The following is a 17,489-nucleotide window of genomic DNA, read 5'->3' on the forward strand; positions in this document are numbered from 1 at the left end:
GGGTTATGACAAAAAAACAAATGATCGCGGTATTTTCAGCGATGATCCTCACCAGTGCCCTGGTTTCAGCCGCAACCGTAGTTGGTGGAATTTGGTTCTTAAAGCAATCGGGGAATAGTACCAATTCAGAATCATTTTTCGCAGATTCTCCCCTTGCCTTCCTTACCGAAGAACGCAACCCAGCTCAGACGCCTAGTTTCCACTCACTGGACAAAATTGTCCTCAGCGTTAAAGGAAAGCGCCAGACCCACTTCGTCATGCTGGAAGTCGCGATTGAAACTCGCCGCCCAGAACGCATTCAAAATATTGATGACTACATGCCAATTGTGCGCAATTCACTACTGAAGCTTTTCAGCGACAAAACCTACGAAGATCTGCATCAGGACGGCGCAGTTAACCTGCTCCAGAATCAGGTCAAACAAACGGTGCTGCTAGCCTTTGAGAAAACCGACATTCTTCGCGATATCGATGACGTCTTGCTGACGAAATACGTCGTGCAATAAGGAGCACGGCCCATGTTGGATATGAACTTTCAGGAAGAATACGGCGTCGAAGGTGAAATCAGTTCACCTTCCATTCCTATTGATGAGAACAAGTTGCTCAAACAGCACCAAGTGCTGGTCAACCGTATCGTCAATCAACTCAGAGCCCATGCTACACCGCATTGCAGCATCGAAGACATGCAGCAAATTGGCCTTATTGGTTTACTGGAAGCGGGCCGTCGATACGGAAACGTTGAGGACCCCAACTTCCCAGCCTTCGCGGTCTGTCGGATCCGTGGCTCAATACTGGATGAGTTGCGCCGGCTTGACTGGCGATCACGAAAAACGCGTCAACAAGCTCATGAGCTCAATGATGTCACTCGTGATCTGATGCGCTCTCTTGGCCGGCAACCGACCGATGCCGAAATCATCAAAGCATTGGGAACAGACGAACAAGATTATCTTACTCGCCAAAATGCGGCATTGGCTGGAGAAATGCAAAGCCTGGATCAATTGATTGAAAACGGTATCGAAGCACAATCTGACGCTGTTTATGACGGAATGTCCCATGAGCAAACTCGTCGCAGTCTTGAATTTGCTCTGAATAAACTGCCCAAAAGAGATCAACTGCTACTGACGCTGTTTTATCAACACGAACTCAACCTTCACGAAATCGCTTTAGTGCTTGATCTGACGCCTCCGAGGATTTGTCAGCTACACAAACAAGCACTCAAACAACTCAACCACTACTTATCCTCCTAGGAGTCACAAATGCAAAAGTTTTTTGGAGCTATCACCGTCTTACTGTGTGTCTTTGGCGGATATATGTGGGCGGGCGGTAAGCTTGGCGCTATCTGGCAACCGGCTGAATTTCTGATCATCATTGGCGCCGCTGCTGGCTCTCTGATCATAGGTAACCCGCCACAAGTCCTGAAAGAGATGCGTCAGCAAGTTCGTGCCACCATCTCTGCACCACGCGAAGAATATGAATACTACATGGAGCTGATGGCTCTGCTTAACAACTTGCTTGAAACAGCGCGCAGCAGAGGCTTTAAGTTTCTCGATTCTCATATCGAGGCTCCAGATCAGAGCTCGATCTTTCTCGCCTACCCGAAAGTTGGTTCAGATTACCGCCTGATTTCATTTATTACTGACAACTTGCGTTTAATGGCCATGGGTCAAATGTCGCCTCACGAATTAGAAGGTTTACTGGAACAGGAAATCGAAGCCATTCAAACAGAAATGCTCCTCCCTTCTCGCTCAATGCAGAGAACAGCTGAAGCACTGCCGGGCTTTGGTATCTTAGCGGCGGTCGGCGGCATCATCATTACGATGCAGGCTATTGACGGCTCAATCGCTCTTGTGGGTTACCACGTCGCTGCGGCTCTGGTTGGAACATTCGTTGGTATCTTCGGTTGTTACTGCTGTCTTGACCCACTTAGCAATGCCATGGCACAGCGCGTGAAGCGCAACATGACCGCATTCGAGTGCGTCAGAGCAACACTTGTGGCTTATGTGGCGAAGAAGCCAACCTTACTTGCCATCGATGCTGGCCGTAAACACATCCAGTTAGACATTAAACCGACGTTCAATCAGATGGAGAAGTGGCTCGCTGAGCAGGAGGGGTAATGCAAAGACAAGAACAGGTGGTATTCAAACGAACAAAAACTGTCGACGACGATGAATTTCATGGAGGTGCCTGGAAGGTCGCTTTCGCTGATTTCATGATCGCCTTAATGGCACTGTTTCTGGTCTTATGGGTGATGCAGGTTGTTGACAAAGAGGAGCGTAAGGCGATTGTTGCTCACCTTCAAAGTGCGAGCGTGTTTGATAAGAGTTACGGTAATCCGTTTGATACCTCGCAAAGTATCTCTCCTATTGATTTGGCCGCCGACTCTTCCGTACCGAGCCGACATGATTCTACCCACATTGTCAGTTCATTCTTTCAGGGTGATGGTGAAGGTCCGGAAACAGACTCTCTGATTCCCGGCACATTCGACACACAGGAACGACTGGCTGCACTGGCGAAAGTCATTAAGGAAGCGGTTCGACAAATCAGCGCTCAGGGGAATGTCAATGTCACCGTAACACCACAAGGTCTACGGATTGTTCTTCAAGACGACTACAAACAACACATGTTTGGTCGTGGTGGCTCTGAATTGACGCCATTTTTCGAAGATTTGCTTCTTGCATTAGCGCCTGTATTTAAACGTGTCGAGAACCCACTGATCATCAGTGGTCATACTGACTCTACTCGCTTTAAAGGTCACGTTGAACGTCGCTCTAACTGGGAGCTGTCCGCGTCACGTGCGAATGCAGCTAGGCACACTCTGGTTGCCGGAGGGATGCCCGACGAGCGAGTATTACAAGTCACAGGGATGTCAGATCGCGCATTACTGAATGGTGATGAACCAGAATCGAGTGAGAATCGACGCATTGAGCTGTTTATCCTCACCACGCCAGCCGCCAAGGTATTGGAAACCTTCTTTGGTAATAATGCTGACAGCGAACTGCAAAAAGCCAAACAGAAGGCGGAATTTAATCAGCCGGTTATTCGCCAAGAAGTGATTAACTTTTCAGATACTCAAGCTCCTTCGAAGCCAAAGCTTCAGCAACTTTAACTCTCTCAGGCGCTCTTGCAGCGCCTGCTAACTCAAACGTAAAAGCACATGCCTCAATACACGGTCCGACACGCAAAAAAAGATGGATTACAAAAAGCCTTTATGTGGCTGATTGTCATCGACTACGTGTTGCTTTCTTTGTTTCTCAGTCAGCTGTATAACCTGACTCTAAACGGAGGCACGGCCATCAGCACTCTGTTGCTACTCTACAATGTACTACTCACTTTTCTCTGCTTTCAGCGTACCGATAAACGCGACTCTTACATTATTTACCCAACGTTATCGGCAACGCTACTGGCTTTCGTCTGCTTCCTGTACTTCTTCTTTCTGGTCTGACGCGACTTTCCTTTAGGCAAAAAAATGCTCTTCAATTAATGAAGAGCCAAACGAGCAATAAAAATCGGTAAATTATTTTAGCTGGGTTTCCGCCTTAACTTCTCATCAACGCCACCACAGAATGACGTTTTACGTTCGCCTGAGCATTAAGTGCCATAAAGGCTGTTGAGAATTGGCCAGAGTTCTCATCGAATAGTTTAAGTTTGTCTTCGACTTGGTGAGCAGAAATAACCGAAGACTGCTTATGAAGTGTTTGCATTTGCATTGTCAATTCAGAGCCAATCACACTTGCCTGCTCTAGCCCTACCTGTACTTGACGGAAGTGCTGATTTACCTTGGCAATGGTCTGTTTAATGCCTTCTCGAGAGCTTAAATCGAAACTCAGCTCCGCAATGCCTTCTGGCTCAGCTTTGAGCGTCATAACATTGGATTGCCCTGCCGGAAAGCGATGTCCCTGACCAGTGACCATCACCTTTTGCTGCATTTGCTGATAAGCCTTCTCGGAGGATTCAAATAGAATGGTACCGTCCTCAGACAGCGTGGCTCTGAGCCCAAGAGGAATCAGACTCCGGTCTAACATTTTAACGGTTTGCTTGCCCTCAGACTGACCATCAAATTGAACCATCACTGAGTTGCCTTGCGGGAAATCCAGGCGAATTTGCTCAGCTTTGTCACTCAAGCGATGGATGTTAAGTCCAGGGATTGAGAAACGACGCATATCCGCTTTGTCGATCTTGAGCTTCAACTCGTTGTCGATCACTTTGTTACCGTCAAAACGTGCGCTGTCTAGAATGCGCTCTATGTTAGCTTTGGATCCTGTTAAGCCTTCTTTTAAACCAGCGACATTACCCGCACCAAGGTTCATTGCCCGAGTGAGACCTTGCTTTATCTTGGCTAATTCACCGCCAATGGCTTGCAAGGAGCGTGTCGCAATCTGAACTGAAGTCGCATTTTGCTGCCCCTGAGTAAGCAAAACACCAGACACCGAATACGATGCTGGTGTTTGGTTTTGGGCAGCTAGTTTACGCTGCCCTATGCCACCATGAGACTCCGAAGAACGAGGAGGAGAAATAGAAGCTCTATCGTGCCCAGTCAATCTGACATTGTGGGGGCGAACCTCAACTGTGCTCATTACCATATTTCAATTCCTGCTTATCAGATGCGGTCGAATAAGTTGAGATCGTTAATCTTAACGTAGCTGGCTTGAGTCGCTTGCAATGCGGCCATGTAGTTACTCAAACGAACTGAAGCTTCACCATAATCTAGTGCGGAGAGATCGCTGCTGACCTTATCGACAAACAACTTATTCTCACCATGAGCACTATCCATCAAATCCAGGTTGTTGTGACGACCACCCATTTCAGTCATCGCAGCTAACACGTTGCTGGATGTTGCTTCGATAGAGCTGAGCGTCGATTCAACCGTAGTTCGAAAAGCTGGTGTGGGTGATTGGAATTCTGCAATCAAAGCATCAAGATCGTTAAGAACGTTATTGCCACCTAGATCCAGAATTTCCTGTGCAGTCATATTGGATTCCATTGTGACACCTTTCGCTACTGTCACAACGCGTTTATCGCTGTTGCCTTGGATTACGTAACTCCCACTCGCGTTAGACAAAGCTGCCGTGTCTGTTTTAGTTCCGGAGAACAAGTAACGGCCTTCTTCATCCTGAGCGTTAAACGATGAAACAACAGAAGAACGTAGACTTTCAAGTTCGCTGATAATGCCAGTACGATCGCTGTCGGTTAACGTACCATTCGCTCCCCATAGAACCAGTTCGTTCATCTTCTTCAGGCTTTCATTCACTGAGTCAAGTTGAACTTCCTGGTTGGATAATGCTGTCTTCACATTGGAAATATTGCTCTTGTACTGGGTAATGGCTGAGCCTTCACGCTCTAAGTTAAGCAATTGAACTGATGCCATTGGATCATCAGACAATTTGGTCAGACGTTCACCGGTGGACATTTGCTGCATAACTTGTCCAAGTCCGGCGTTATTAATCTGCAAGCTTTGCAGCATCATCTGACTGAATTGAGTATCGCTAATTCTCATCTGAGTTCCCTGTAATTAGAATAACTGTAGAACGGAATCAAACAGCTGATTTGCTGTGCTGATCACTTTCATGTTGGCGTTGTGAGCGTTGGCAAACGTCATCAAGTTTGCCGCTTCTTCATCACTGTTTACTGCGCTGACGTTATCTCGGGCGGCCATTGCTTGTTCGCTCATCGACAGCTTCGCCTGATAATCCGCATCCGCCTGACGTGCTTTGATGGCCGTTTCTCCCACCATGGCAGCAAACGCATCGTTTAACGTGACTGAACCAAAACCACTGATTGACACGGCTTTGTTGCTGACTGCAATTAAGCTGTCCAGCACATCGGCATTGCCAGGATTACCGTCACCAGACAAAGCAAGCTCCTCTGGTTTGAGGTCGGTAATCGTCAGGCTTGCAGCTGGGTTAGCAGGGTCGTAACTGAACAAGGGCTTACCTGCATTGCCATTGAGGTCTTGGCCGGTTACCAACAATGCGTTGAATTCATCAGCGAGCGCCTTAGCCATATCATCAATCGCAGAACGGTATGGTTTTAGCACCTCCGTCTGATAGTCGGTCAGTGCGCCAACTTGCCCACCCGGTGTATCAGTAATCGCAAAACTCTGAGTACCAAACTCAACATGCAAATCGGCAAGATATGGATCGCTTGGATCAGGCACGGCCTTAAGCACTGCAGCATCTCCACCCATGACCAGTGGCTGTCCAGAAGAAAGCGTAACCTGCAAGCTGCCATCGGCCTGTGACGTCGTTTTCACTTCCACAACTTTAGACAGCTCACCAATTAACGCATCACGAGTATCCATTAACTGAGCCGGGTTACCCCCTGTGCCTTCCATCTCAACAATCTGCTTGTTCACATCAGCGATGTTACTCATCAAGCTGTTGGCATGAGAAATAGCCGCATTGCGCTGGTCATTGACGTCTTTATGCTGGTGAGAAAGCGATTCGGTGAGGGTATTAAAACGACGCGCAAGGGCTTCTGATTCATTAATGATTTGCTGGCGATAAGGGACCGATTCTGGTTTTACCGTTGCATCATTCAGAGCTGAAAATAGCGTATCCAGACCAGCTGAGAGGCTGAAACCGTCAGCGCCGAGTGTGTTTTCCAGTTGGCTCATCGTGCTGCTGTATCGAGTAGCGTAAGCAGAAAGACTGTTTGTCGCCCAAGTTTGCTTGACTAGAAACTCATCCGTCACTCGACGGATGCTGGTCACTTCAACGCCCAGCCCTGGGCTTAGCTTGTCGTGTTTCGTTCCACCAACAGAAGCCATCAAGGCTTGTTGACGGCTGTACCCCGGTGTATTGATGTTGGAGACATTCTGCGCCGTGACATCCAGTGCCACTCGATTCGCATTGAGGCCGGAAAGGGCGATATTGACGAGGTTCATTTACAGCTCCATTTTTCGAATCAATGGTTGGGCGAAGGCTGTAGTCACGCTGACTTCGCCCAACATTTGTCTAACTGAGGCGACCGTCTCCTGAGTGGAATGAAGCGCCTGGTCCGAATTAGATGTTACAGATGCTTCAGCGTGTGAGCTTGCTTCCACCTCATTGAGATTGTCATTCGCCGATAAGGTTGACGCACTGGTTTCAAATTCCACTTCCGAAATCGAAGGACTGAGCTGCTTAATCAACATTTCTGAAATGCCAGAATGCTGTTTCTTAGACATTTCAATCGCTAGCTGACCATCGTACATATCGCGAAAAACACCTTGTTGTTGGCTGGAAAACGGACTGTCTTCATCGGCCAACACGTCACTGCTACTGCGCATCTGGCGCAGCACCATCTGCAAAAACATCGCTTCAAACTGGCCCGCCACAGTCTCCAGTGCGGCTCCCTGTTCGTTGCTGTTCTTTATGTTCATCAGAGCGCTGTTATCGTGATAAAGCACCGAGTTCATTTGTGACTGTTCATTCAGTCCGTCAAATTTCATAAAAACTCCTTAAATCACTACCAGCTCTGCGTTCAACGCACCTGCTTCATGCAAGGCTTGCAGAATCGACATCAAATCCGTTGGCGTCGCCCCTAAACTGTTTACCGCACTGACGATCGTGTTGAGTTCAGTACCCGGAGGCCAGATCACCATTTGCGCTTGCTCTTCGCTGACGTCTAATAACGATTGGTCGACAACTTTTGTTTCACCATCAGCAAACGCGTTTGGCTGACTGACCTGTTGCGACTCTGCAATGGTGACCGTTAAGTTTCCATGACTCACCGCGGCTTCACTGACCTTGACGCTCTTACCTATCACAACGGTACCGGTACGAGAGTTAAAAACGATGCGCGCAGGCTTACGTCCTTCCGCCACGCTGATTTCTTCCAGCATGGACATCATAACAACACGCTGCTGGCTGTCCTTGGGTGCTTTGACGCTGATACGAACATTGTTCTTTGCTACTGCGACCTTAGGTCCGAAAATGTTGTTGATTTCACGAGCAATATTCTTAGCTGTCGTAAAGCTTGGTTTTCTCAGGTTCAGTACCACGTTATCTTGCTCTGAAAAGTCATTGGGTACTTCTCGTTCGAGTGTCGCTCCACCAGGGATACGACCTGACGTAGGCGTATTAATGACGATTTTAGAACCGCTTTTTCCTTCAGCAGACACGCCGCCCACGACGACGTTGCCCTGAGCAACGGCATACACCTCACCATCGATGCCGCGCAATGGTGTCAGCAGTAAGGTACCGCCTCGCAAGCTCTTGGCATCACCGATGGAAGACACCACTACATTCAATGTCTGGCCCGCACCTGCCATCGGTTCAACGGTTGCAGTGACGCTCACTGAAGCCACATTGCGCAACTTAGGGTTGGTACTGTCGTCGATTTGAACACCAAATTGTCGCAACATGTTAGTGATGGATTGCGCGGTAAATTTCACCTGATTGCGGTCGCCCTGCCCGTCTAGGCCAACCACTAGACCGTAACCAACCAATTGGTTTTCACGAATACCCTGAACATCAACTAAGTCCATGATAGGGATTTCAACTTCAGCTTGAGCAGGTAACGCTGCCCCTAGTGACAACACCAGCAGCATCCCCATCAAGAATGAATCTCTTTTATTGGCAACCCTCTTCTCATGCGCATAGCGAAACGGGCTGAATCGAAGAGATAGAGAGCTAAGAACGGCGGTAAACATAGTCATTTTCTGTTTCATTAAAACGGCATCCAAGGACTGTTGAAGAATTGGCTTAACCAGCCAGCAGCATTGCTATCAGCTAAAGTGCCTCGACCCGAATAAGTAATTCGCGCATCACCGATTCGTGCGGAAGAGACCTGATTGTTACGGCTGATATCATCAACACGTACGATGCCTGTTAGGCGAATGAACTCATCCCCTTGATTGAGACGAATCCATTTTTCTCCACTGATACGCAAGACACCATTAGGCAGCACTTCATGAACTGTTACTGTGATAGCGCCTTCGAGCTTGTTTCCCTGAGAGCTGGAAGCACTGCCATCAAAAGCGCGTTGAGCGTCGACACTGGCGGCGAGCTCATCGATGGTTTTGCCTCCTAAACTCGGTGCAGCAAAACCAACGCTCGAGTTCTTGCCATACTTGGTATCGGCTTTTTTGCTCGATTCCGTTTCTTCGGACAGGACGACCGTGAGCATATCGCCAACACGGTATGCTCGCCTGTCCTGAAACAGGGTCATGGAGTATTGATGACGATAGAGGCTGCCGTTTTGTGCAGCTGGAAGTGAATAATCCAGCGTAGGTGGTGCGTATTTTTCTTCATCAGGCTCAGGAGGCGTAAACTCCTGACGACCAGCACACCCAGCAAGCAAAATGACAACCAGAGGCCACACTCTCAATAATGCCTTCATTCCCTGTTCCTTTATTACTTAACGGTTACACCGACTGAGCGACAAACTTCAGCATGTCATCCGCAGCCGAAACGACTTTGGCATTCATCTCGTAAGCGCGCTGAGTCGTGATCATGTCGACCATTTCCTCCACCACCTGCACGTTTGAGCCTTCTAAAGAGCCTTGCTTAATGCTGCCTACGCCGTCTTCTCCGGCAATCAGCTCATCCGCCTGACCACTGGCTTCCGTTTCACGGAACAAGTTTCCGCCCACGGCTTCTAGGCCGGCTGGGTTGATGAATTTCGCTAAGGTGATTTGACCGAGTTCTTGTGGTGCAGTGCTGTCAGCTGTAGTAGCGGACACCGTGCCATCCACACCAACAGAAACAGATAACGCGTTCTCTGGGATCTGGATTTGCGGTTCTAAAGGCAGGCCTTGGCTATTAACCATCAAGCCTTCCGAATTAACGTGAAACTGGCCGTTGCGGGTGTACATGATCTGGCCATCGGAATTTTCGATCTGAAAAAAACCTTGCCCCATCACAGCAAGATCCAACTCCTGACTGGTGTTTTGTGTATTGCCTTGAGTGAACACCTTCTGTGTGCCCACCACTCGTACACCACTACCTAACTGAACGCCTGCTGGCAGCTCGTTAACCTGATCCACCAGCGCTCCCGGTTGGCGTTGAATGCTGTAAAACAGATCTTCAAACACTACTCGGTCACGCTTAAAGCCAACGGTATTAACGTTTGCCAGGTTATTGGAAATGGCAGTCATTTTGGTGTCTTGGGCTGCCATGCCCGTTTTACTTACCCATAAAGCTGAGTGCATTTTCTACTCCTTGCGCCGCGCCTAGCGTGACGACATTAATTTGTTACCGGCCTGCGCCAAAGTCTCTGCGGTTTTCATCATCCGCACCTGCATTTCAAAGTTACGTGTCAGAGACATCACGTTCAGCAGTTCATCAATTGCTGATACGTTACTGCCTTCAATATGCTCTGGCGCAAGTTGAACGGTTTGGTCAACCTCAAATGGGTTGCCATCAACGCTATGAAGCAAGCTATCGCTCTCTTTCTGCAGTTGATTGGTTTCCGGCTTCACCAACTTCAACGTGCCTACTTCAAGCTCCGCACCACCACCCGGAGGTACGACAGAAATACGACCACGTTCGCTGATTTCAACTTTCTGATAATCTGGCAGAACCAAAGGGCCACCTTCACCGATAACCGCGAAGCCATTAATAGATAAAGCGCCAAACGGATCGACTTTGATGTTACCTGCCCGGGTATACGCTTCCTGGCCATCTGCAGTCTGAACGGTCAGATAGCCTTCCCCCATAACGGCAACATCCAAAGCGCGACCTGTTTTGACGATGTCACCTTCATCAAAACGAGTAGACGCAGAGTTAGTCACAACCATAGTACGGCCATCAAAACCTGAGCCCTGAAGCTGTACACTCGAGACACGCTCCATATCAGCACGAAAACCAGCGGTATCCGCATTGGATAAGTTGTTTGAGCGAACATGCTGAGCCTTGAGTACTCGACTCGCGCCAGATGTTGCAGTGAATAGCAAACTGTCCATATCAGGCTCCGTTAGATTGCGTTAAACAACGCCTGAGTCAGTTTGTCATTAGTCGAAATGGTTTTTGCATTCGCCTGATAGTTGCGCTGTGCTGTCATCAGATTGACCAACTCGCTCGTCAGATCGACGTTTGACCTTCTAGCGCTCCCGGTGTTAGATCACCCAAAGTGCCAGAACCTGGGACACCCATTACTGGCGCACCTGAGCTGAAACTTTGAGTCCAAGCAGTGCCGCTGACTTTTGAGAGGCCTTGAGGGTTAGCAAAATCTGCCAGCACGACTTGGCCCTGCAATTGGGACTGACCGTTAGTGTATGTGGCGTAGACCATGCCGTTATCCTCTACGCGAACACCCGCGAGTTCACCCGATGTGTAACCATTCGGGTTGTTAGTGCTAACACCAAAGCCTGTGCCAAATTGAGTGCTGCCTGACAGGTCAATGTCGATGCTCATTGGGTTTGCGCCCGCAGCCGGGAACGAAACGTTATAAGCGCCTGTCGGCGTCGCAATTGAACCATCTGGATTGAACGTCATCGCCACAGTGGAAACCGCGCCCGCACCTCCATCAACTTGCACATTCACTTCCCATACATTGTCAGCAGTTTTAGTGAAGTACTGCGTTACGGTATGTGGCTTGCCTTGTGAGTCGTAAACTTTTGTCGTGTAAGAAGAGTTGAATGAATCAGTATTGTTAGGGTCAAACGGATTCACGGTCTGATCGACAATCGAATTCGTTGCATCTAGGTTGGCAATGAACTCCATCTTATCAGTCGCTTTAGCCGCCAATGAGGATGTCGAGATCTTGATATCACCCGTTGCACCCGTGAGCAGATTGTTGTTCCCATCAACACTGTAACCTTGCAATTTGGCGCCTGTGTTACCTATGACGTAATTGTCTTTATCAGTGCCAAATACACCTGAACGGGTGTAAAGCAATTGCCCCGCGCTGTCTTTGGTCACAAAGAAGCCATTGCCATTGATCGCCAAATCCATTGCACGACCCGTTCCGCTCACCGAACCATTTTTATCAAAGTTTTGGGAGATGGAAGCGACTTCCACGCCGCCTGGCTGCATTCCGTTATAAACAGCCGCAAACTCAGTACGTGCTCCCTTGAATCCGTAAGTCGATGCGTTGGCAATATTGTGGCTGATGGTATTCAGCTCTGTGTTGGTCGCATCAAGACCGCTTAGGGCAATATTAAAACTCATAACTAACCTCTGTCTTCCTTATTGGTTAAGCACCAAACTGAGTGATTTGATAGAAAGGTACGCTGCCAACACCTTCGATGTTAACGAACGCTGCGCCGCCTGAGCTTGGGATACGAACTTGCTCAACCTGACCGGCTAAAAGAATGTTTGGAGCAGATTGCCCCTCCTGAACCTGAACAGATACCGTATATTTTCCTGGTTTAAGACCGAGCTCTTCAGGGTTGATACTAAAATCCACGTCACCCGCGGGATGAGCGCCTAAAGGCACTTTGGTTGACTGGCCGAACTCATCGGTAACAACCAGGTTGACTTGGCTTGAAGGATGTTGAAGCTCAATTTTTCCACCTTGAACCGCGTCACCCATTTCAAACTCATTACCAGAAACAAAAACCGTCTGACCAACCAACCCGGCCGTAGACAGAACTTGCATGTTATCGAGCAAAACCATGCTGTTTTGCATCATTGACGCCATGTTCTCTGTACTTTGTACCTGAGAGAACTGTGCCAATTGACTAACATACTCAGTGCCATCAAGTGGGTTAAGCGGATCCTGGTTCTGAATCTGTGCCACCATCAAGCTGATGAATTCGTTTTCTAACGATGTCGCACTATTGGCATCTTGTGGGTTACCAGTCACCGAGGTGGTATTTGCCCCAGAGCCTACTGGAGTGTCAGAAGATAAAGCGTTGTAAGAAGCGATGCTCATTAGCTGCCCTGCCCTAGTCTAAGCAGGCCTTGCTGCATACTTTTTACATTGCTAAGCACTTCAACATTGGTCTCGAAGCTACGGGTGGCTGACATCATATCTGCCATCTCAGACACAACGTCGATATCTGGGTAGTAAACATACCCCTCGTCGTTAGCCAGCGGGTTACTCGGCTCAAAGCGTTTTTCCGCCTGACCTGCGCTTTGGACAACATCGACAATTCTCACTTCAGCATTTGGGTAACTCTCTTTACTAGCTGACAACTGAGTTTTGCTGTACACCGTAGCAAACACAGGTTTTAGCGCCTTGTACGCGTCATCTGGATTGGCAGAGACAGCATCCGCGTTAGCGAGATTACTCGCGACAGTATTCAAGCGTACTGTCTGAGCGTTCATTGCTGAGCCAGCAATCGAGTAAATATCGGTAAATGACATAATTAACGCCCCTCTATCACTTTCGCCAGTCCCTGAAACTTCATGTTCAGAAAGGTCAGGCTGGTCTGAAAGTCCATGTTGTTTTGTGTGAATTTGCCCTGTTCAACTCCCAACTCGACTGTGTTGCCATCTTTACTGTTCTGATAAGGAATCGAGTACATAGAAGAGACCTGCAGTTTAGGTACGGGTTTGTTCACTCCATGAGGTGATAACTGATTCATTACAGTAGTAAAACTCAGATCCTTAGCCAGATACCCAGGGGTATCAACATTTGCTAGGTTACTGGCAAGGACTTTGGTACGCTGAACCCGAAAATTCAGCGCATCAGGGTGAACACCCAACGCATTTTCAAATGAAATTGCCATGTCTCTTTCCTTTAAAATCGGCTCGAATAAGGATGAATAAGACAAGATGCATGCCACAAAAATAACAAAACAAAATCAATGACTTACAAAAAAGAAAGGAAATTCAATTTCCGCATTACGGAAGTATTGAAAAGCCAGAGGAACCGAATTGCTTCCTCTCTAAACTGGGCTGTAATAGTCAGTACCGTGCTGTCCAGTCAGGCCGTTTTAAGCAGTGAAAATATCGGCGCCAAGCAATCCATTATTCAAGCCGTAGAGGCCGACTTTAGACAACAGGTCCAGACTCAAGCCGACAACAATCACTGGGGAGACTATCAACTCGATTACGATATTCGCGTCCCTGCTGCTGCAGAGCATCTACCTATGTGCCCCAAACCACTGAATATTTCAGGTATCGACAACAAAGTGCTCCCTGTCGGCAACCTAAAACGTGCCGTCAGCTGCGATGTACCCTCAGCGAACTGGCGTATCAATGTCGCCATCAAATCTGCGCTGACACTCAATGTGGTCGTCACCAAAACAGGCATCAATCGAGACCAAGCGATTTCACCGATGAACCTTAAGCTTGAAAAGAGAACCCTTAATCGGGAGCAAGATTTCTTCACCCAGCTATCTCAAGTTTCCGGCATGGTTGCCTCTAGGCGCATACGCTCGGGCCAGATATTAGATCCGAGAAAATTAGAGTCCACACCTCTGGTCGCGAAAGGTAATCAAGTGGTGATTACCGCCTCCAAAAACGGATTTACTGCATCCACCAAAGGTGTCGCCCTTGAGCAAGGAACGCGTGGTGAACAAATTGATGTGCAGAACAGTTCTTCAGGAAAAGTCATAAAAGCGGTGGTCACCGGACTGAATCAGGTACAGACCCAATTCTGATTTTTGGACTCCGGTTATCATTTTCGTTGTTTATGACTCGTAAAGAGATAATCATTTCAGGTAGATATAAAAAAGTGATTACTTTGACTTAATGTTTCGCGCATCATGGTCGCATTAAACCTGTAACCACGATGACTAAGGAACCCATTGATGAAAATCGACAAAGTTGCAGGCGGCCACGTACCCCAAACCAGCCTAAACCAAGCTTCCAAGAAACCCGCAGAATCTTCGGCTGCTCAACCGATTTCAGAAGCCATGGTCAATACCAATACTGCTGCAATCGACAAAGCACAGGCAGAAATGCAATCACTGCCTAACGTAGATATGGAAAAGGTTGAACAAGTCCGTAATGCGCTGGTAAAAGGCGAGTTGGCACTGGATACCAAAGCGCTATCTCAAGCGGTTCTACAGTTTCATACTGGTCACGAGTAACGCAGGCTGGAGTTCAATATGGCATCTGAAACCTCTCGCATGATTCAGCGCTTTCTCACCTCCATAGGCGATGACATCAAGTCGTATCGCCAATTAGCGACACTGTTACAAGAGCAAAAATCGCTGTATTTGTCTTTTGATGCAGCGAAACTCAACCAAAATCTTGCCGAGCAAAAACCATTGCTTAGAAAGCTTGATCTACATGCAACTGAACGTAGCCAGACCATGAAAGCTTTACGGCTGACTAGCGACCAAGCCGGTATCAGCAAACTTTTTTCTGTATTACCGCCGTCGTTGTCAGGCAAAGTTCATGCACAATGGCGCGAATTAGAATCTCTGGTTAAGCAGTGTCACGCACTCAATCAAGAGAACGGCCACAGCTCTGCCAGTTTTCATGAACTGATGTGTCATGTCACTCAACCAAGCCAACATACCTATGAAGAACAGCCATCGTTGAGATGATCAATGTTCGCAATGGTTGGAAAGAGGCATTGTACAAGCTCTTGTCGGTTTATCTTTGTACTGTATACCCTCTCAACGCCTCACCTTTACTTACTGAATTTGAGTACGAACTGGCTATCCTGACACCCTATAAAAAGCAAATAGAACAACGTTTGGCGGTTAACCGACCTCTGATTCAGGACATCGCCAAGCAGTTATCATCTCAATCCTTGCCATCACAGCTGATATTGCTACCCATGCTAGAGTCTTCCTATGATCCTAAAGCTGTCTCTCACGCCAATGCAGCAGGGTTATGGCAACTTATGCCTGCAACAGCACAACGCTTCGGCCTTAAAATCGATGCCAGCCAAGATCAACGATTTGACATTCAAGCCAGTACTGAGGCAGCCATCGAATATCTGGCGTTTTTGCACAATAAGTTTGATGATTTGGCACTCACCATTGCGGCATACAATGCTGGGGAAGGCCGAGTATCCCGTGCCATTAAAAAGTCTGGCAGCAGACAGTTTTCTACACTCGCGCTACCTTCAGAAACGACACAATATGTGCATCGATTTTATGCCCTGCGAAGCTTGATTGAGATAGAGAGACTACTTGAAAAACAGCCTAATACACTGTTTTTATTTGGCGAATTTAACCAGTCGCCGCTTGTCGATCTATCTCCTCTTCCACCACTCATCACCTTATAAAGACTCAACGGCTAATCAGATACGTTAACAACTCGATACAGTTGCTTATGCTCTCAAGCTATTAGTACTTCAACCTTAATGCCCGACAGCTCTAAAGATATCCTTGCTTAACGATGGTTTTTACAGGTTTAGCCACTAATTTAGCCCCGATAACGGGAATATCCCGTATAATTTTTATTCAACAATACAAAACCCTAGCTTTCGTTGGTTGTTATTGACTCAGCAAAGCAGGATAATATCGGGATCGGATTCTCTTAAATATATAATTATGACCGAATATCTTTTGTTGCTGGTCGGCACTGTGCTGGTCAACAACTTTGTACTGGTGAAGTTTTTGGGCCTATGTCCATTTATGGGCGTTTCCAAGAAGCTGGAAACAGCAATCGGAATGGGGTTGGCAACCACGTTTGTCCTGACCTTAGCCTCAGTGTGCTCGTATCTTGTGGAAAGCTACATTCTTGAACCTTTGGGGCTGGAATATTTGCGTACCATGAGCTTTATTTTGGTGATCGCCGTTGTGGTTCAGTTCACCGAAATGGTGGTGCATAAAACCAGCCCGACGCTCTATCGCCTATTGGGGATTTTCCTGCCGCTGATCACAACCAACTGTGCGGTTTTAGGTGTCGCCCTGCTTAACATCAACGAAAACCACAATTTCATCGAATCTATCATTTATGGATTTGGTGCAGCAGTCGGTTTCTCACTAGTTCTCATCCTCTTCGCCTCTATGCGTGAGCGTATCGCAGCGGCCGATGTACCTGCGCCATTTAAAGGGGCATCAATCGCCATGATCACCGCCGGTCTGATGTCGCTAGCATTCATGGGCTTTACTGGACTGGTGAAATTGTAATGAGCGCTATTCTTATTGCTGTACTGGCCCTAGCAGCACTTGCGGCACTGTTTGGCGCCATATTAGGGTTTGCCTCGATCCGCTTTAAAGTTGAAGCAGACCCGATTGTCGACCAGATTGATAACATTTTGCCTCAAACCCAGTGTGGCCAGTGCGGCTACCCGGGTTGTCGCCCTTATGCAGAAGCGATTGCGAATGGCGACGAGATCAACAAGTGTCCTCCTGGCGGTCAGGCAACTATCGAGAAGCTGGCCGATCTTATGGGCGTCGAAGCAACAGACTCGGCACACGATCTGGATGACAACGTCAAAACCGTCGCATTTATTCATGAGGACATGTGCATTGGCTGCACTAAGTGTATTCAGGCTTGTCCGGTTGATGCGATTGTTGGCGGTACTAAAGCTCTTCACACGGTGATTAAAGACGAATGTACCGGTTGTGACCTGTGTGTTGCACCTTGTCCAACGGACTGTATTGAAATGATTCCTGTAGAAACCACTACAGCGAGCTGGAAGTGGCAACTGGACGCCATTCCTGTTGTTGATATTACCGATTCTGCCAAGTCGCAGAATGGCGTGAATTAAGG

The 17,489-nt window shown here is 47.9% G+C and carries 22 protein-coding genes and 1 pseudogene; 11 read left to right on the forward strand and 12 right to left on the reverse strand.

Features of this window, described 5'->3' with window-relative positions:
* Positions 1-5 precede the first annotated feature (5 nt).
* Genes VIC_RS24245 through VIC_RS24265 form a run of 5 tightly spaced genes read left to right on the forward strand, consistent with a single transcriptional unit; the run spans position 6 to position 3,439 of the window.
* The gene (locus VIC_RS24245; protein ID WP_021458718.1) at positions 6-503 is read left to right on the forward strand and encodes a flagellar basal body-associated FliL family protein; all 498 of its coding nucleotides are present in this window, start codon (positions 6-8) and stop codon (positions 501-503) included.
* A gap of 12 nt (positions 504-515) precedes the next feature.
* Positions 516-1,244: a FliA/WhiG family RNA polymerase sigma factor gene (locus tag VIC_RS24250; protein ID WP_006963046.1), complete on the forward strand. Its 729-nt coding sequence runs from the start codon at positions 516-518 to the stop codon at positions 1,242-1,244.
* 9 nt (positions 1,245-1,253) lie between these two features.
* Positions 1,254-2,111, forward strand: a complete 858-nt coding sequence (motA, locus tag VIC_RS24255; protein ID WP_006963047.1) for a flagellar motor stator protein MotA — start codon at positions 1,254-1,256, stop codon at positions 2,109-2,111.
* Positions 2,111-3,103 carry a flagellar motor protein MotB gene (locus tag VIC_RS24260; RefSeq protein WP_006963048.1) on the forward strand — a complete coding sequence of 331 codons (993 nt, stop codon included), beginning with the start codon at positions 2,111-2,113 and terminating at the stop codon, positions 3,101-3,103. Before motA ends, VIC_RS24260 begins: the two co-directional genes overlap by 1 nt.
* Positions 3,104-3,151: 48 nt before the next feature.
* The gene (locus tag VIC_RS24265) at positions 3,152-3,439 is read left to right on the forward strand and encodes a hypothetical protein (RefSeq protein ID WP_019277544.1); all 288 of its coding nucleotides are present in this window, start codon (positions 3,152-3,154) and stop codon (positions 3,437-3,439) included.
* 94 nt (positions 3,440-3,533) lie between these two features.
* Here the strand turns inward: VIC_RS24265 and VIC_RS24270 are convergent, their stop codons facing one another.
* The 12 genes and pseudogenes from VIC_RS24270 to flgB form a co-directional block, all read right to left on the reverse strand.
* A complete protein-coding gene (locus tag VIC_RS24270; protein WP_006963050.1) occupies positions 3,534-4,577 on the reverse strand; it encodes a hypothetical protein in 1,044 nt (347 codons plus the stop codon).
* Between the two features lie 17 nt (positions 4,578-4,594).
* Positions 4,595-5,491 (reverse strand): flagellar hook-associated protein FlgL, encoded by an 897-nt coding sequence (flgL, locus tag VIC_RS24275; protein ID WP_006963051.1) that lies wholly within the window; start codon positions 5,489-5,491, stop codon positions 4,595-4,597.
* Between the two features lie 15 nt (positions 5,492-5,506).
* Entirely contained in the window at positions 5,507-6,880 is a 1,374-nt protein-coding gene (flgK, locus tag VIC_RS24280; RefSeq protein WP_006963052.1) for a flagellar hook-associated protein FlgK, read from the reverse strand.
* Complete coding sequence (locus VIC_RS24285) at positions 6,881-7,426, reverse strand: rod-binding protein (RefSeq protein ID WP_006963053.1); 546 nt, start codon at positions 7,424-7,426, stop codon at positions 6,881-6,883. It abuts the gene before it with no gap.
* A gap of 9 nt (positions 7,427-7,435) precedes the next feature.
* Positions 7,436-8,533: a flagellar basal body P-ring protein FlgI gene (locus VIC_RS24290; RefSeq protein ID WP_269148053.1), complete on the reverse strand. Its 1,098-nt coding sequence runs from the start codon at positions 8,531-8,533 to the stop codon at positions 7,436-7,438.
* Between the two features lie 113 nt (positions 8,534-8,646).
* The gene (gene flgH, locus VIC_RS24295; protein WP_006963055.1) at positions 8,647-9,318 is read right to left on the reverse strand and encodes a flagellar basal body L-ring protein FlgH; all 672 of its coding nucleotides are present in this window, start codon (positions 9,316-9,318) and stop codon (positions 8,647-8,649) included.
* Between the two features lie 25 nt (positions 9,319-9,343).
* Positions 9,344-10,129 carry a flagellar basal-body rod protein FlgG gene (gene flgG, locus VIC_RS24300; protein ID WP_006963056.1) on the reverse strand — a complete coding sequence of 262 codons (786 nt, stop codon included), beginning with the start codon at positions 10,127-10,129 and terminating at the stop codon, positions 9,344-9,346.
* A gap of 21 nt (positions 10,130-10,150) precedes the next feature.
* On the reverse strand, positions 10,151-10,882 hold the full coding sequence (gene flgF / locus VIC_RS24305; RefSeq protein WP_006963057.1) for a flagellar basal-body rod protein FlgF: 732 nt from the start codon (positions 10,880-10,882) through the stop codon (positions 10,151-10,153).
* 11 nt (positions 10,883-10,893) lie between these two features.
* Positions 10,894-12,089: pseudogene (gene flgE, locus VIC_RS24310) on the reverse strand (flagellar hook protein FlgE).
* 25 nt (positions 12,090-12,114) lie between these two features.
* Positions 12,115-12,795, reverse strand: coding sequence for a flagellar hook assembly protein FlgD (flgD, locus tag VIC_RS24315; protein WP_006963059.1), 681 nt, complete (start codon positions 12,793-12,795; stop codon positions 12,115-12,117).
* The gene (gene flgC, locus VIC_RS24320; protein ID WP_006963060.1) at positions 12,795-13,229 is read right to left on the reverse strand and encodes a flagellar basal body rod protein FlgC; all 435 of its coding nucleotides are present in this window, start codon (positions 13,227-13,229) and stop codon (positions 12,795-12,797) included. Before flgC ends, flgD begins: the two co-directional genes overlap by 1 nt.
* 2 nt (positions 13,230-13,231) lie before the next feature.
* A complete protein-coding gene (gene flgB / locus VIC_RS24325) occupies positions 13,232-13,594 on the reverse strand; it encodes a flagellar basal body rod protein FlgB (RefSeq protein ID WP_006963061.1) in 363 nt (120 codons plus the stop codon).
* A gap of 78 nt (positions 13,595-13,672) precedes the next feature.
* Between flgB and flgA the strand changes: the two genes are divergently transcribed.
* From flgA to rsxB, 6 genes are all read left to right on the forward strand, one after another.
* Positions 13,673-14,470: a flagellar basal body P-ring formation chaperone FlgA gene (gene flgA / locus VIC_RS24330; protein ID WP_006963062.1), complete on the forward strand. Its 798-nt coding sequence runs from the start codon at positions 13,673-13,675 to the stop codon at positions 14,468-14,470.
* A 150-nt stretch (positions 14,471-14,620) separates the two neighbouring features.
* A complete protein-coding gene (gene flgM, locus VIC_RS24335; protein WP_006963063.1) occupies positions 14,621-14,902 on the forward strand; it encodes a flagellar biosynthesis anti-sigma factor FlgM in 282 nt (93 codons plus the stop codon).
* 18 nt (positions 14,903-14,920) lie between these two features.
* Positions 14,921-15,364 (forward strand): flagellar protein FlgN, encoded by a 444-nt coding sequence (gene flgN / locus VIC_RS24340; RefSeq protein WP_006963064.1) that lies wholly within the window; start codon positions 14,921-14,923, stop codon positions 15,362-15,364.
* Positions 15,361-16,053 carry a lytic transglycosylase domain-containing protein gene (locus VIC_RS24345; protein ID WP_006963065.1) on the forward strand — a complete coding sequence of 231 codons (693 nt, stop codon included), beginning with the start codon at positions 15,361-15,363 and terminating at the stop codon, positions 16,051-16,053. The genes flgN and VIC_RS24345 overlap by 4 nt, the downstream gene beginning before the upstream one ends.
* Before the next feature lie 268 nt (positions 16,054-16,321).
* A complete protein-coding gene (gene rsxA / locus VIC_RS24350) occupies positions 16,322-16,903 on the forward strand; it encodes an electron transport complex subunit RsxA (protein WP_006963066.1) in 582 nt (193 codons plus the stop codon).
* Positions 16,903-17,487 (forward strand): electron transport complex subunit RsxB, encoded by a 585-nt coding sequence (gene rsxB / locus VIC_RS24355; protein ID WP_006963067.1) that lies wholly within the window; start codon positions 16,903-16,905, stop codon positions 17,485-17,487. Before rsxA ends, rsxB begins: the two co-directional genes overlap by 1 nt.
* The last annotated feature ends 2 nt before the right edge of the window (positions 17,488-17,489 follow it).

It is taken from the genome of Vibrio coralliilyticus ATCC BAA-450 (genome assembly GCF_000176135.1).
GTDB classification, from domain to species: Bacteria; Pseudomonadota; Gammaproteobacteria; order Enterobacterales; family Vibrionaceae; genus Vibrio; species Vibrio coralliilyticus.

Excerpts from the sequence above, each read along its gene's own strand:
- motA (WP_006963047.1), top strand. The coding sequence starts at position 1,254 with ATGCAAAAGTTTTTTGGAGCTATCACCGTCTTACTGTGTGTCTTTGGC.
- VIC_RS24260 (WP_006963048.1), top strand. The coding sequence starts at position 2,111 with ATGCAAAGACAAGAACAGGTGGTATTCAAACGAACAAAAACTGTCGAC.
- flgH (WP_006963055.1), bottom strand. The coding sequence starts at position 9,318 with ATGAAGGCATTATTGAGAGTGTGGCCTCTGGTTGTCATTTTGCTTGCT.
- rsxB (WP_006963067.1), top strand. The coding sequence starts at position 16,903 with ATGAGCGCTATTCTTATTGCTGTACTGGCCCTAGCAGCACTTGCGGCA.
- VIC_RS24270 (WP_006963050.1), bottom strand. The coding sequence starts at position 4,577 with ATGGTAATGAGCACAGTTGAGGTTCGCCCCCACAATGTCAGATTGACT.
- flgD (WP_006963059.1), bottom strand. The coding sequence starts at position 12,795 with ATGAGCATCGCTTCTTACAACGCTTTATCTTCTGACACTCCAGTAGGC.
- flgF (WP_006963057.1), bottom strand. The coding sequence starts at position 10,882 with ATGGACAGTTTGCTATTCACTGCAACATCTGGCGCGAGTCGAGTACTC.
- flgK (WP_006963052.1), bottom strand. The coding sequence starts at position 6,880 with ATGAACCTCGTCAATATCGCCCTTTCCGGCCTCAATGCGAATCGAGTG.
- flgM (WP_006963063.1), top strand. The coding sequence starts at position 14,621 with ATGAAAATCGACAAAGTTGCAGGCGGCCACGTACCCCAAACCAGCCTA.
- VIC_RS24245 (WP_021458718.1), top strand. The coding sequence starts at position 6 with ATGACAAAAAAACAAATGATCGCGGTATTTTCAGCGATGATCCTCACC.
- VIC_RS24345 (WP_006963065.1), top strand. The coding sequence starts at position 15,361 with ATGATCAATGTTCGCAATGGTTGGAAAGAGGCATTGTACAAGCTCTTG.
- VIC_RS24290 (WP_269148053.1), bottom strand. The coding sequence starts at position 8,533 with ATGGGGATGCTGCTGGTGTTGTCACTAGGGGCAGCGTTACCTGCTCAA.
- flgL (WP_006963051.1), bottom strand. The coding sequence starts at position 5,491 with ATGAGAATTAGCGATACTCAATTCAGTCAGATGATGCTGCAAAGCTTG.
- flgB (WP_006963061.1), bottom strand. The coding sequence starts at position 13,594 with ATGGCAATTTCATTTGAAAATGCGTTGGGTGTTCACCCTGATGCGCTG.
- rsxA (WP_006963066.1), top strand. The coding sequence starts at position 16,322 with ATGACCGAATATCTTTTGTTGCTGGTCGGCACTGTGCTGGTCAACAAC.
- VIC_RS24265 (WP_019277544.1), top strand. The coding sequence starts at position 3,152 with ATGCCTCAATACACGGTCCGACACGCAAAAAAAGATGGATTACAAAAA.
- flgG (WP_006963056.1), bottom strand. The coding sequence starts at position 10,129 with ATGCACTCAGCTTTATGGGTAAGTAAAACGGGCATGGCAGCCCAAGAC.
- VIC_RS24250 (WP_006963046.1), top strand. The coding sequence starts at position 516 with ATGTTGGATATGAACTTTCAGGAAGAATACGGCGTCGAAGGTGAAATC.
- flgA (WP_006963062.1), top strand. The coding sequence starts at position 13,673 with ATGACTTACAAAAAAGAAAGGAAATTCAATTTCCGCATTACGGAAGTA.
- flgC (WP_006963060.1), bottom strand. The coding sequence starts at position 13,229 with ATGTCATTTACCGATATTTACTCGATTGCTGGCTCAGCAATGAACGCT.
- VIC_RS24285 (WP_006963053.1), bottom strand. The coding sequence starts at position 7,426 with ATGAAATTTGACGGACTGAATGAACAGTCACAAATGAACTCGGTGCTT.
- flgN (WP_006963064.1), top strand. The coding sequence starts at position 14,921 with ATGGCATCTGAAACCTCTCGCATGATTCAGCGCTTTCTCACCTCCATA.